Raw genomic sequence first — 12,491 nt, 5'->3', positions numbered from 1 at the left:
CCTGCGATAGCGGTGGTGATTGACACCGCTATCGCAGGCAAGCCAGCTCCCACATTTGATCTTCATTGTTGCGAATAGTGTGTTCCGCCGTTATTCCAGCATCTTGCCCAGCAACCAACTGCCGGCCGGGCCGGGCGGATGCTGGCGTGACCACAACGCGTCCACCGCCACCGAGCGCGGCCAGCCCCGGGCCTTGATTTCACACAGGTGGTCGCCGCCAAACCGCTCCACCAGCCAGCGCGGCAGCGGTGCCCAGCCAAAACCCAGCTGTGCCATTTCCATCAGCATCAGGTAACTGGGCGCTGACCACACCCGGCCCAGGCCGCGGGTTTCATTCGGGTTGATGATGCTCGCCAGGCGCAGTTCGCGGTGTTGTTCCAGGGTTTGCTGGTCGATGTCCGCAAGGTTCGCCAGCGGATGTCTGGGTGAGACAAACAGCGCGATTTCCGTGCGCTCTTCCACGGTGGTGCTGGTGAGGTCCGGCGGGTAAACCTCCTGCATCTCGATAAACGCAATCTGCGCCCGGCCACTTTGCACCAAGGCGATCAAGTCTTCGCATTCGGCGATCAGGCATTCCAGCTCCAGGTCCGGGTAGCGCTGTTCGAAGGCGCTGAGGGCGGTTTCGAAACGGTCCGACTGGTAGGTATCGGACATGGCGATACTCAGCTTCGGCTCCAACCCTTGTGACAACTGGCTGGCCGCCAACTCCAGGCGGCTGCTGGCTTCCAGCACCTGCTCGGCGCGTTGCAACAGCACGTGCCCGGCCGGGGTCAGCGTCGGCTTGCGGCTGCTGCGATCAAACAGCACCACGTCCAGGTCAATCTCCAGGCTGGCCACCGCCGCGCTGACGGTGGACTGGCTCTTGCCCAGCTTGCGCGCCGCCGCTGAAAACGAACCCTGGGTTGCCGCCTGCACAAACGCTTGAAGCACTTCATGGGAAGCCATGACTATCGCCTTGATCGATGGTTACTGGTTATGAAGTATCGAGTCAAAGGGTAATGATGGCAACCATCGTCACTCACGGAGAACGGGTCATGACACCCACCAAGTCGATTACTGAACGCGTTTGGCAGGCCATTGGTTTTGAAGGTTTGGCCTTGTTGATCTGTACACCGCTGCTGGCGTGGATCATGGATAAACCGGCCCTGGAGATGGGCGTCGTGACCTTGGCCATCAGCCTTATGGCACTGGCCTGGAACGTGATTTTCAACGGCCTGTTCGACCGTCTCAAGGCGCGCCTGCAACTGTCCGGCGGGGTGTGGACCCGCGTGCTGCATGCGTTGATGTTTGAAGGCGGGCTGGTGGCGATCTGTGTGCCGTTGATTGCCTGGTGGCTGGACATCAGCCTGATGCAGGCGTTTATCCTCGACATCGGCGTGTTGCTGTTTTTCCTGCCGTACACCTATGTGTATCACTGGGCGTATGACGCCGCGCGGGAGCGGATTATGCAGAAACGGATGCGCACCGCGTAGGAGTCCGGCTTGCCGGCGATGGCGATTTTGGATACGTCATCGCCGGCAAGCCAGCTCCTACAGGGGTTGTAGGGCGGCCACAAAATCGAGGAACGCCCGCACCTTGGCCGCTGGCAAGTGCCGCGACGGGTAGAAGGCATACAACGGGAAGCGCTCGTCGGGCCAGTCGGGAAACAACTCGATCAACGCGCCGGATTTCAGCGCCGGTGCCAGCCCAAGGTCGAGCATTTGCGCCACGGCATGGCCGTGTTCGCACACGCTGTACAGGGTCCCTGCGTCGTTGACCACCAGCCGCCCGCTGGTGGCGATGTTGACCTGCTCGCCCGGCCGGTGGAATTCCCAGCCAAACGGCCGGCCGGTCTGGGAGTCGCGAAAGTCGATGCACACGTGCTGGCCGTCTTCCAGGTCCTTGGGGTGTGAAGGGCGACCATGCCGCTCGAGATAAGCTGGCGAGGCCAACGTCAGCACTCGCACTTCCATCAGCTTGCGGGCGATCAGCGAGGACGATTGCGGAATGCCAAAACGGATGGCCAAATCAAAGCCATCCGCCACCAGGTCCCCGAGTTGATCCCGCGTGTGCAGGTCCAACTGCAGCTGCGGGTATTGGCTCATGAATTCACCCAGCACCGGCCCCAGCACCAGCCGCGAAAAGTACGGGTCGATGTTCACCCGCAACCGCCCGCGAACCGTCAGGGCGCTGTCGGCCGCCGAGCTGGCGGCTTCTTCCAGGCCGGCCAGCAGCGGGGCGATTTCCTGGTAGAAACGCCGGCCCTCGTCGGTCAATTGCACCGAGCGGGTGGTGCGGTCGAACAGGCGGATTCCCAGGCGTTTTTCCAGCCGCGAAATGGCCCGGCTGACCCCCGAAGGCGTCATCTCCAGGCTGTCGGCGGCGCGGGCGAAACTGCCGCTGTCGACCACGGCGGCCAGTACGCCCATGCCACCGGCCAGTCCTGGATCAAAACTCATGGGTGATTGCCTGTCAGGTATCCGAAAGCATTGATGCTAGCGGAGAATCCAAGAGCGTTACAGAAACATCCCGCCCGAGGCCTCGACCCGTTGCCCGGTGATCCAGTTGCTGCCGTCGGCCAGCAGGGTGGAAATCGCCCCGCCGATATCATCCGGCAAGCCTGCGCGACCGAGGGCGGTGTTGTTGGCGACCATCGCGTTCACGTCCGGATTGTCGCGCACCACGCCGCCGCTGAAGTCGGTGGCAATCGCGCCGGGGGCCAGGGTGTTCACGGTGATGCCACGGGCGCCCAATTCCTTGGCCTGGTAGCGGGTCAGCACTTCCACCGCGCCTTTCATCGAGGCATAGGCCGAATAACCCGGCAGGCTGAAGCGCGCCAGGCCGCTGGAGATATTGATGATGCGGCCACCGTCACTGATCAGCGGCAGCAGTTTCTGGGTCAGGAAAAACGGGCCCTTGAAGTGGATCGCCACCAGTTGGTCGAACTGCGCTTCGGTGGTGTCGGCGAAGCTGGCGTGGGCGCCGATCCCGGCGTTGTTGATCAGGAAGTTGAAGTGCGCCTGGCCGAACACGTCCTTCAATACCGAGCCGACCTGGGCGGTGAACGCCTCGAAGGTGGAACTCTGGCTGACGTCCAGTTGCAGCATGGCCGCCTTGCCGCCCAGCGCTTCGACTTGGGCGACCACGGCCTGGGCTTCGTCCGCCGCGCTGTTGTAGGTACCGATAATGTCGACGCCTTGTGCCGCCAGGTGCAGCGCAGCGCTTTTGCCCAGGCCGCGGCTGGCGCCGGTGATGAGTGCGATTTTACGGGTCATGGTGAAGTCCTCGAGCGTGTGATGGTTCGTGGGACTGAGTGTATTTGTCCGGCCATAACGTGATAAACAGAGCTATGCCGGAATCACTGGCCGGATAAGGCGAACAATCCCATGAACAAACTAGAGTTGCTGCGTACCTTCGTGCGCGTTGCCGAACTGTCGAGTTTCACCCAGGCGGGCGAGAGCCTGGGCTTGCCGCGCTCCACGGTTTCCGAGCATGTGCAGGCGCTGGAAGAGTTGCTGGGCGCGCGCCTGTTGCAGCGCACCACGCGCAAGGTTCAGGCGACCCAGGACGGGCGCGTGCTGTATGAGCGCAGCAAGGATTTGCTGTCGCACATGGAAGAGCTGGAAGGCTTGTTTCGCCAGGATGAAGCGCAGCTGGCGGGGCGCATTCGGGTGGACATGCCCAATGTCATGGCCCGGGAATTGATCCTGCCGCGCCTGCCCGAGTTCATGGACCTGCACCCGCTGATCGAGCTGGAAATCAGCAGCACCGACCGCCAGGTTGATTTGCTGGCGGAAGGTTTCGACTGCGTCTTGCGCGTCGGTGCGCAGCCGGACCAGTCGGTGGTAGCCCGCTTGTTGTGCAGCATGCCGATGATCAACTGCGCCAGTGCTGCGTACCTGAAACGCCACGGCGTACCCAGGACGCTCGCTGATTTGGCTCACCATCAACTGGTGCATTACGTACGCCCGCTGGGCTCACGTTCTCCAGGGTTTGAATACGTACAAGGCAACAAGGTGCAGCGGATTCCCATGGCCGGGCGCGTCACGGTCAACAGCACCGACGCTTACCGGGCGGCGTGCATCGGTGGCTTTGGCCTGACCCAGGTGCCCGCCCTGGGCATTCACGATCAACTGGCCAGCGGCGAGTTGGTGGCGGTGCTGCCGGACTATCCGGCGCCGGCACTGGACGTGTCCCTGCTGTACGCCGGCCAACGGCATTTGCCGCTGCGGGTGCGGGTGTTCATGGATTGGCTGGCCGCCACCTTGCAGGCTGCTTTCAACGCCGGGCAGACAACTGCTGCGGCGCCAGGAATGCATCATGGAAGTAATCCCGAAACGCCTGCATCGCCGGCGTGAAATCGCGCTCGCGGTGCCAGGCCAGGCCGACGCTCATGGGCGTGACCTTGTCGGTGACGCTCACGGTTTCGATGCGTTTGCCTTCCAGTGACCACGGGCGATGCACCAGGTCTGACAAGATCGCCACGCCGCTGCCGTTGGCGACCATGCTGCGCACTGCCTCCACCGAACTGGTGCGCAGCCGCACCTTGGGGGTTTGCCCGGCCTGTTCCCAGTAACGCATGGCGCTTTGTTCGGCTTCGTCGACGGTGAGGAAAATGTACGGCTCCCTGGCCACATCGGCGAGGCTCACGGCGGGGCGTTCGCACAACGGGTGATGGCTGGGCAGCCACAGGCGGCGTTCGGAGTTGAAGAGGATTTCCGAGACGATATCCGCGTGGGTGAGGTTGGCGGTGAGCACCACGGCCATGTCGAACTGGCCGTTGAGCAGGCCGTGTTCGATGGCCTGGCGTTCCTGTTCGAACACCTCGATGGTCACGTCCGGGTGCCAGTGTTCCATGCGCTGCAAGTGGTGCGGCAGGAAGTAACCGAGCACGGTGTAGCTGGCGGCCACCCGCAATACGCCGCTGGCGCGGTAGTCCGGCAGCGGGCTGTTCAGGGCATCGTCGACGCTGCGCACAATCACATACGCCCGGTTGAGAAAATGCCGCCCGGCGTCGGTCAGGCTCATGCCCTGGGCCGAGCGCACGAATAGCTGCGCGCCGAGCATCGCTTCCAGCTCCTTGATCGCGGTGGTCACCGCCGATTGGGAGATGTTCAGGTGAATCGCCGCCTGGGAGATCTGGCCGATTTCGGCGGTGGCGACGAAGTAGCGGATTTGGCGCAGGGTCAGGGACATTGGTTTCTCCGCTCGTTCCCACGCTCTGCGTGGGAACGCATCCTGTGACGCTCCGCGTCACGATTTCAAAGGCGGACGCAGAGCGTCCAGGGCGGCATTCCCACGCGGAGCGTGGGAACGATCAGTATCGGGTATCTGATTTTCAGAAGATGGGTCATCTGATAATAGATCTTCCCAAGGGGTCAAGGGGCAGCCTAATTTCCATCGCAAGAACTTCAACGGAGCGACCCCGATGCAGGCAGTGGATTTCAACTCGGACATGGGCGAAGGCTTCGGCCCCTGGACCATCGGCGATGGCGTCGACAGTGAACTGATGGCCTACATCAGCTCGGCCAACATCGCCACCGGCTTTCACGCCGGCGACCCGGGCACCATGCGCCGTACCGTCGAACGCGCCAAGCAGTTGGGCGTGGCGATTGGCGCGCACCCGGGTTTTCGCGACCTCGTAGGTTTCGGCCGACGCCATATCAACGCCCCGGCCCAGGAGCTGGTGGACGACATGCTCTATCAACTCGGCGCCCTGCGGGAAATCGCCCGGGTGCAGGGCCTCACGCTGCAACACATCAAGCCCCACGGCGCGCTGTACATGCACCTGGCGCGGGATGAAGAAGCGGCGCGGTTGCTGGTGGAAAACCTGCAACGGCTGGAGCCCACGCTGCTGCTGTATTGCATGCCGAATTCGGTGATCTGGCGTATCGCCAAGGAACTCGGCCAGCCAGTGGTGCGGGAGTTTTACGCCGACCGTGAGTACGATCTCACCGGCTCCATCGTGTTTACCCGCAATGTGCGGGCGCTGGATCCGGCGACGGTTGCGGCGCGCGTACTACGGGCTTGCCAGACCGGGCTGGTACGTACGGTGGAAGGGGAAGACCTGTTTATCGAATTCGATTCCATTTGCCTGCACAGCGACACCCCCGGCGCCCTTGAACTGGTGGAAGCCACCCGTGAAGCGCTGGATCAGGCGGGCATCGAAGTGCGCACACCCCGCTGACCGACACCGGTGCCCAGACACCGGGTCTGATTGATTTTTTGCCTGCCTTTCTACAATGATTCCAAGAGGAACAGACATGGCTGAATCTTCCCCGATCCGCTACAGCTTTGGCGGTGATGAACACCTGTTTGCCGAGGTCAGCGAGAGCATGTCCCTGGAGGCTTTCTTCAAGGGCATGGCCGTCACCCGTGCGGTGGAACGCCTGGCCCTGGACGGTGTGCTGGACGTCTGCCTGGCAAATGCCTCGTTCCAGATTCGTTTCGACCCGGACCGCATCGCGCCCCACGTGTTGCTCGACGCGGTACAAAGCGCCGAAGCCCAGGCCGTGGCCGAACGCACCTTGCACACCCGCATCATCGAAATCCCGGTGCTGTACAACGACCCCTGGACCCATGAAACCCTGATGCGCTTTCGCGACCGTCATCAGGACCCGACCGGTACCGACCTGGAATACGCAGCGCGGATCAACGGCCTGGCGGATGTGGACGCGTTTATCGCGGCCCACAGTGGCGCGCCGTGGTTTGTCTCGATGGTGGGGTTTGTGGCGGGCTTGCCGTTCATGTTCCAGATGGTGGAACGCGAGCGGCAGTTGCAGGTGCCCAAGTACCTGCGCCCACGCACCGACACGCCGAAATTGACCCTCGGCCACGGCGGCTGCTTCGGCTGTATCTATTCGGTACGCGGCGCCGGCGGTTACCAGATGTTCGGCGTCACCCCGGCGCCGATCTACGACCCGCAACAGCAACTGGCTTACCTGAAAGAGCACATGGTGTTCTTCCGCCCCGGCGACATCGTGCAGTTCAAACCCATGGACCGCGACGCCTATGACCTGGCCGTGGCAGAAGTGGACGCAGGGCGCTTCGACCTGCGCATCCGCCCGGTGGAGTTTTCCCTCGACGCCTTTCTCGCCGACCCCATCGGCTACCCGAAAACCTTGCAGGAGGCGCTGGCATGATCAAGGTACTCAAAGCCGGCCTCGCCACCTCCGTGCAGGATCTTGGCCGCGAAGGTTATTACCACCTCGGCATCCCGCCATCCGGCGCCCTGGACCAATACGCGTTGAGCGCGGCCAACCACCTGGTGGGCAACCCCATCGGCGCTGCCGGGCTGGAATGCACGTTGATCGGGCCGGAGCTGGAGTTTCAGCAGGATGCCCTGGTGGCGTTGTGCGGGGCGCTGATGTCGCCGCGCCTGGACGGCGTGGTGGTGCATCAGGACACCGCGTTTGAAGTGCGGGCCGGGCAAGTGCTGCGCTTTGAATTTCCCAAGGCCGGCGCACGGACTTACCTCGCGGTGGCTGGTGGTATTGACGTGCCGCTGGTATTGGGCAGCCGGTCCACTTACACCCTGGGTGCGTTGGGCGGGTTTCACGGGCGGCGTCTGGTGGAGGGTGATGAACTGCCCGTGGGCGAAGCCAGCGGCAAAGGCCGGGCTGGGAACAGTTTGCCCATGGCGTTGCGCCAATCGGTGGGTGGGGACGTGACCCTGCGGGTGGTGCCGGGGCTGTATTACGAGCGACTGACGCCCGCCGCCAAAAGCAGCTTTTTTGCCGAGCCCTGGACGGTGGGGTCGGAGGCCGACCGCATCGGCTATCGCTTCAAGGGCGGCAATGCCTTGAGCTTTCAGCCACGGGAACAACCGTTTGGCGCCGGGTCCGATCCGTCGAACATCGTCGACAGTTGCTACCCCATCGGTTCGATCCAGGTGCCGGCGGGCCTGGAGCCGATCGTGCTGCACCGGGACGCGGTGTCGGGCGGGGGCTACGCGATGATTGGCACGGTGATCAGTGCCGACCTGGATCTGATCGGGCAGATGCAACCGAACCAGCGGGCGGGGTTTGTGGCGGTGACGCTGGAGGAAGCGTTGGAGGCGCGGCGGGTGTACAAGAAGCGGTTGAAGCTGATGGGTGGGTTGTTTAGCACCTGAACTCACCACTGAACCCAATGTGGGAGCGGGCTTGCTCGCGAAAGCGGAGTGTCAGTCAATAAGTCTGTGACTGAGCCACCGCATTCGCGAGCAAGCCCGCTCCCACATTTTTATCGGGTTGTGTCAGAACAATTGGGTGAATAGCCAGTACAGGCTACCCGATAACAGAATCGCCGCCGGTAACGTCAGCACCCAGGCCATCAGCAAGTTGCGGATGGTCTTCATCTGCAAGCCACCGCCGTTCGCCACCATGGTCCCGGCCACACCCGACGACAACACATGGGTGGTGGACACCGGCAAGCCATACATGTCTGCCGCGCCGATGGTCAGCATTGCCACCATCTCGGCGGATGCGCCCTGGGCGTAGGTCAGGTGGGTCTTGCCGATCTTCTCGCCCACGGTCACCACGATACGTTTCCAGCCGACCATGGTGCCGAGCCCGAGGGCGATGGCCACGGCGATCTTGACCCACAGCGGGATAAACCGTGTGGCGTTGTCGATCTGTTGCTTGAACAGTTGCAGCTTGTTCTGGGTGTCGGCGTCGAAGTTGCCGACCTTGCCCTTGTCCATCAGGCGGATGGTTTCGCTGGTCAGGTACATGTCGTTACGCACGTTGCCCACGGCCTCGGCCGGAACGGCGGCGAGGGAGCCGTAGCTCTTCACTTCCTCACCGATATGCCCGGTGATGGCGGCCAGGGCGGGCACCAGTTCCGGGGTGGCTTCCTTGGTGCGTACGTAGGTCGACAAGGTGCCGCGAGAGTCGGCGGGGGCCAGTTGCGGCGCCGCTTTTACCAGGGCGGCCTGGGTGACTTCGGCCACCGCGGCAAACTGCAACGACTCACCGGCCGGCATGGTGCGGTTCAACGCGTAGGCCATCGGCAGGGTGCCCACCAGGATCAACATGATCAGGCCCATGCCCTTCTGGCCATCGTTGGAACCATGGGCAAACGACACACCGGTGCAGGTGGCGATCAGCATGCCGCGAATCCACCAAGGCGGCGGGGTATCGCCTTTCGGCGCTTTGTACAGCGAGCGATTTTTCACGAAGGCCCGCAGCGCCAGCAACAGCAGGGCAGCGAAGGCGAAGCCGATCAGCGGCGACAGCAGCAGCGCATAACCGATCTTGATCGCCTGGCCCCAGTCCACACCGCTGGTGCCGTCGCGGCCATGCATCAGTGCGTTGGCCACGCCCACGCCGATGATCGAGCCGATCAAGGTGTGGGACGACGACGCCGGCAACCCCAGCCACCAGGTGCCGAGGTTCCACAGGATCGCGGCGATCAACAGCGCGAAGATCATCGCAAAGCCGGCGGAGGAGCCGACCTGCAAAATCAGCTCTACCGGCAGCAGGGCGATGATGCCGAACGCCACCGCGCCGCTGGATAGCAGCACGCCGAGGAAGTTGAAAAAGCCCGACCACACCACCGCGAAATGCGGTGGCAATGAGTTGGTGTAAATCACCGTGGCCACCGCGTTGGCGGTGTCGTGGAAGCCGTTGACGAACTCGAAGCCCAGGGCGATCAACAGCGCCACGCCCAGCAGCAGGAACGGCGTCCAAGTGGTGACCACCGTGCCCAGCTCGTGCATGTCGTGCATCAGGCTGTAGGCGGTGAACAACAGGCCCATGGCGAGTACGGCGAAGAAAATGATCACCGTCACCAGGCCCGGTTTTTTGTCCAGGCGCGGTTTGGGATCGTTGGTGACGGAGGCGGTGGAGGCGGTCAGCGAAGGGGTTGCCATGCCGGAACATCCAGTGTTGAGGGAGGATATCCGTCATGATCGTTGCAGAATGTTACAGAGATGCTGCGGTAAATCAGTGTTTAGGGAATTGAAGTTGCCGCCGGTCTATAAAACACCGCCGATAAAATGTGGGAGCTGGCTTGCCTGCGATAGCGGTGTATCAGTCACCACCGCTATCGCAGGCAAGCCAGCTCCCACACTTGATCGCATTTCAAATTCAATAATCCTTGCGCTTGCGAAACGCCCAGCGTCCGGCAATCAGGGTGAATGTCGCCACCAGCGCCACCAGAATCCAGAAGCCTTCCGGGTCTGTGGAGAGCGGCACGCCACCAACGTTCATGCCAAAAAAACCGGCAATGATGTTGATCGGCAACGCCAGCACCGTGACCACGGTCAGGGTGAACAACGTGCGGTTGCTCTGTTCGTTGAGGTTGGCGGCGATCTCTTCCTGCAGCAGCTTGATGCGCTCACCCAACGCCATCAGGTCGTTGATGATCAGCGCAAACTCCTCGGTGGATTTGCGCAGCTCTTTCACGTCTTCCTTCTGCAGCCACTGAGGCGGACGATTGAGCAGCCGCAGCAACGAGCCCGGCTCCAGCGCCAGCAACCGTTGCAGGCGCACCAGCACCCGGCGCGCGGCACCCAGTTCGGCGCGGTTGGTGGACAGGCGCGACGACAGCAATTGGTCCTCGATCTGGTCGACGCTGAGGCTGGTCTTGCGCACGATCTGCGTCAGCACCTCGCCCTGGTCCCGCAGCAAATGCACCAGCAGTTCCAGCGGCGAGCGAAAGTGCTCACCGGCCTTCACTGACGAGCGCAGCTTGTCCACCGAGTGCAGCGGTTGCAGGCGCGCGCTGATCAGCAGCCGGCTGCGGGCGCACACCCACAAGGTGGAAATGTCTGAAGACACCATGCTGCTGAAGTTGAAGACCACGTCGTTGACCACCGCCAGCAAGGCCGAGTCCACGTGTTCGATGCGGGTGGAGCGCGAGCCTTCGTGCAAGGCCTCGAAGAATTCTTCCGGCAGGTTCAGGTGCGCCTGCATCCAGCGCTCACAGGCGGCGTGGGCCAGGTTCAAATGCAGCCACAGAAATTCTTCGGGGTCACCGGGTTGCTGCAAGGCCGCCAGGGCGGTGACTGAGTCAATCTGTTCGCCCTTTTCACCGGGGCGAAAACGAAAACCGTAGAGCAAGCCAAACAGGTCGGAGTCCTGGTGGCTGTGGTCGATGCTGTGGTTCATGGAGGCTCGCAGGGAAAGTGCCTGTAGGAAATTTCACAGGTTCACCTGAGCGCATCATGGCAACTGAATTTGACGCTTTTGTGACGGTTTGAGGTGGCCGTCAATCGCCCGCGGGCAAACTGAAGCTGAACACCGTGCCGTCCTGCTCGCTGGAAGACACTTCCAGCCGCCCGCCATGGGCGTCGGCAATCTGCTTGACGATGTACAACCCCAGGCCCAACCCGGCCTGGGGCAGGGCGCCCGTCGGTCGGGAGTAGGGCTGGAACAGCAGCGGCATGGCTTGCTCACTGATCAGCCCAAGGTTTTTCACCGTTAACTCAAACGTGCCGGCGGTGACCTGCGCACTGACTTCAACCGGCCCTTGCGGGTTGCCGTGGCTGATGGCGTTGGCCACCAGGTTGGAGAGCAATTGCGCGAGCCGCTCGCGGTCGCCTTTCACACCCTTGAGATTGCCGATGCGGGCGTGAATCAGCCGCTTTGGATGGACGTGCTGCACCTCTTCCACCACATGCTGCAAAGTGTCTTCAAGCCCGGTGCATTCACTGATGTTCACCGGGATGCCGCTGCCCATTCGCCCGCGGGCAAAGTCCAGTACGTCTTCCACCAGTTGCGAGGCCCGGCGGCCGCTGGCCAGCATGTGCCGCACCAGCGTGTCGGTGGCCGGGTCCGGGTGTTTGCGCAGCAGACGTTCGGCGCCGACGTTGATGGCGAACAGCGGGTTGCGCAGGTCGTGGCCGAGCACGGCGATGAATTGTTCGCGCAGTTCGGCGGTTTCCCGCTCCTGCTGCAGGTCGGCCTCGGTCTGCTGGAGGCTTTCTTCGGCTTCGATCTGCAGCGACAGCACCCGGGCAAACGACTCCATGGTCGACTGGATGGTGCTGCTGCGCAGTTGCGCCGGGTTCGGGTCCAGGGCACAGATGGTGCCGAAGAAACGCCCGTCGGTGCGGAACACCGGCACCGAGATGTAGCTTTCAAAGTGGTAGATGCGCGGCGTGTGGTGGTCGCGGTACAGCGGGTCTTCGCTGGCTTTGTCAATCACGATCGAGACGTGGGAGTCGCGTATTTCGTGGCACAGGGTGGTGGTCAGGTCCAGCTCGCCACCCACGGGCAGGCCGAAGTCCAGTTGGTCGCGCACGGCGCAGGCGGTCCATGAATCATCGGTGACCCGGGCCACGGCCGCAAAACGCAAGCCGGTCATCTCGCTGACTACCTGGAGAATCGCCGGGACGGCGCTGATTCTGCCAATGGTGGCAATGTCGACGGCTTTTTGCCCCATGGCGAACGGTTCCGGTCCTGATGCTGCTGGCGTTGTGCCTTGGCTGATGGTTGGGATTCTAGCGAGCTTGGCGGCGTAAGGTACAAATTCGTTCACGCTAATTAGACTAATTGCTCTTCTGGGCGACGAGCGCGCATAAAAAA

General features: G+C 62.5%; 12 protein-coding genes. 5 read left to right on the top strand and 7 right to left on the bottom strand.

Annotated features, from left to right (window positions below; translation table 11 throughout):
• Positions 1 to 90: 90 nt before the first annotated feature.
• Positions 91 to 945, bottom strand: coding sequence for a LysR family transcriptional regulator (locus A462_RS23575; RefSeq protein ID WP_008432976.1), 855 nt, complete (start codon positions 943 to 945; stop codon positions 91 to 93).
• Positions 946 to 1,034: 89 nt separating this feature from the next.
• On the opposite strand from A462_RS23575, the gene A462_RS23580 reads away from it, so the two are divergent.
• A complete protein-coding gene (locus A462_RS23580) occupies positions 1,035 to 1,472 on the top strand; it encodes a multidrug/biocide efflux PACE transporter (protein WP_008432974.1) in 438 nt (145 codons plus the stop codon).
• A 57-nt stretch (positions 1,473 to 1,529) separates the two neighbouring features.
• Here the strand turns inward: A462_RS23580 and A462_RS23585 are convergent, their stop codons facing one another.
• Both A462_RS23585 and A462_RS23590 read right to left on the bottom strand, forming a co-directional pair.
• Entirely contained in the window at positions 1,530 to 2,438 is a 909-nt protein-coding gene (locus tag A462_RS23585; protein WP_003211434.1) for a LysR family transcriptional regulator, read from the bottom strand.
• Positions 2,439 to 2,495: 57 nt separating this feature from the next.
• Positions 2,496 to 3,254 carry an SDR family NAD(P)-dependent oxidoreductase gene (locus tag A462_RS23590; RefSeq protein WP_003211435.1) on the bottom strand — a complete coding sequence of 253 codons (759 nt, stop codon included), beginning with the start codon at positions 3,252 to 3,254 and terminating at the stop codon, positions 2,496 to 2,498.
• 111 nt (positions 3,255 to 3,365) lie between these two features.
• Here A462_RS23590 and A462_RS23595 point away from each other — a divergent pair, with 111 nt between their 5' ends.
• Positions 3,366 to 4,337: a LysR family transcriptional regulator gene (locus A462_RS23595; RefSeq protein WP_008432970.1), complete on the top strand. Its 972-nt coding sequence runs from the start codon at positions 3,366 to 3,368 to the stop codon at positions 4,335 to 4,337.
• Here the strand turns inward: A462_RS23595 and A462_RS23600 are convergent.
• Positions 4,258 to 5,175: a LysR family transcriptional regulator gene (locus A462_RS23600; protein ID WP_003211439.1), complete on the bottom strand. Its 918-nt coding sequence runs from the start codon at positions 5,173 to 5,175 to the stop codon at positions 4,258 to 4,260. The two genes, A462_RS23595 and A462_RS23600, sit on opposite strands and share 80 nt — an antisense overlap.
• 232 nt (positions 5,176 to 5,407) lie before the next feature.
• Here A462_RS23600 and A462_RS23605 point away from each other — a divergent pair, with 232 nt between their 5' ends.
• From A462_RS23605 to A462_RS23615, 3 genes are all read left to right on the top strand, one after another.
• Positions 5,408 to 6,166 (top strand): 5-oxoprolinase subunit PxpA, encoded by a 759-nt coding sequence (locus tag A462_RS23605; protein ID WP_003211441.1) that lies wholly within the window; start codon positions 5,408 to 5,410, stop codon positions 6,164 to 6,166.
• A 76-nt stretch (positions 6,167 to 6,242) separates the two neighbouring features.
• Complete coding sequence (locus A462_RS23610; RefSeq protein WP_008432967.1) at positions 6,243 to 7,121, top strand: 5-oxoprolinase subunit B family protein; 879 nt, start codon at positions 6,243 to 6,245, stop codon at positions 7,119 to 7,121.
• Complete coding sequence (locus A462_RS23615) at positions 7,118 to 8,092, top strand: biotin-dependent carboxyltransferase family protein (RefSeq protein WP_008432965.1); 975 nt, start codon at positions 7,118 to 7,120, stop codon at positions 8,090 to 8,092. The genes A462_RS23610 and A462_RS23615 overlap by 4 nt, the downstream gene beginning before the upstream one ends.
• 123 nt (positions 8,093 to 8,215) lie before the next feature.
• Here A462_RS23615 and A462_RS23620 read toward each other — a convergent pair whose 3' ends face one another.
• From A462_RS23620 to A462_RS23630, 3 genes are all read right to left on the bottom strand, one after another.
• Positions 8,216 to 9,832, bottom strand: coding sequence for an inorganic phosphate transporter (locus tag A462_RS23620; RefSeq protein WP_008432964.1), 1,617 nt, complete (start codon positions 9,830 to 9,832; stop codon positions 8,216 to 8,218).
• 217 nt (positions 9,833 to 10,049) lie between these two features.
• Positions 10,050 to 11,072 carry a transporter gene (locus tag A462_RS23625; RefSeq protein WP_008432963.1) on the bottom strand — a complete coding sequence of 341 codons (1,023 nt, stop codon included), beginning with the start codon at positions 11,070 to 11,072 and terminating at the stop codon, positions 10,050 to 10,052.
• Between the two features lie 100 nt (positions 11,073 to 11,172).
• The gene (locus A462_RS23630) at positions 11,173 to 12,348 is read right to left on the bottom strand and encodes a GAF domain-containing sensor histidine kinase (RefSeq protein ID WP_008432962.1); all 1,176 of its coding nucleotides are present in this window, start codon (positions 12,346 to 12,348) and stop codon (positions 11,173 to 11,175) included.
• Between the last annotated feature and the right edge of the window lie 143 nt (positions 12,349 to 12,491).

It is taken from the genome of Pseudomonas sp. Ag1, assembly GCF_000278565.1.
GTDB lineage: Bacteria > Pseudomonadota > Gammaproteobacteria > Pseudomonadales > Pseudomonadaceae > Aquipseudomonas.
This window is presented reverse-complemented; position numbering and strand designations above follow the sequence as displayed.

Bases quoted from the DNA above. Each gene is read 5' to 3' on its own strand.
- A462_RS23590 (WP_003211435.1), bottom strand. From the start codon at position 3,254: ATGACCCGTAAAATCGCACTCATCACCGGCGCCAGCCGCGGCCTGGGC.
- A462_RS23620 (WP_008432964.1), bottom strand. From the start codon at position 9,832: ATGGCAACCCCTTCGCTGACCGCCTCCACCGCCTCCGTCACCAACGAT.
- A462_RS23585 (WP_003211434.1), bottom strand. From the start codon at position 2,438: ATGAGTTTTGATCCAGGACTGGCCGGTGGCATGGGCGTACTGGCCGCC.
- A462_RS23610 (WP_008432967.1), top strand. From the start codon at position 6,243: ATGGCTGAATCTTCCCCGATCCGCTACAGCTTTGGCGGTGATGAACAC.
- A462_RS23630 (WP_008432962.1), bottom strand. From the start codon at position 12,348: ATGGGGCAAAAAGCCGTCGACATTGCCACCATTGGCAGAATCAGCGCC.
- A462_RS23595 (WP_008432970.1), top strand. From the start codon at position 3,366: ATGAACAAACTAGAGTTGCTGCGTACCTTCGTGCGCGTTGCCGAACTG.
- A462_RS23625 (WP_008432963.1), bottom strand. From the start codon at position 11,072: ATGAACCACAGCATCGACCACAGCCACCAGGACTCCGACCTGTTTGGC.
- A462_RS23605 (WP_003211441.1), top strand. From the start codon at position 5,408: ATGCAGGCAGTGGATTTCAACTCGGACATGGGCGAAGGCTTCGGCCCC.
- A462_RS23615 (WP_008432965.1), top strand. From the start codon at position 7,118: ATGATCAAGGTACTCAAAGCCGGCCTCGCCACCTCCGTGCAGGATCTT.
- A462_RS23580 (WP_008432974.1), top strand. From the start codon at position 1,035: ATGACACCCACCAAGTCGATTACTGAACGCGTTTGGCAGGCCATTGGT.
- A462_RS23600 (WP_003211439.1), bottom strand. From the start codon at position 5,175: ATGTCCCTGACCCTGCGCCAAATCCGCTACTTCGTCGCCACCGCCGAA.
- A462_RS23575 (WP_008432976.1), bottom strand. From the start codon at position 945: ATGGCTTCCCATGAAGTGCTTCAAGCGTTTGTGCAGGCGGCAACCCAG.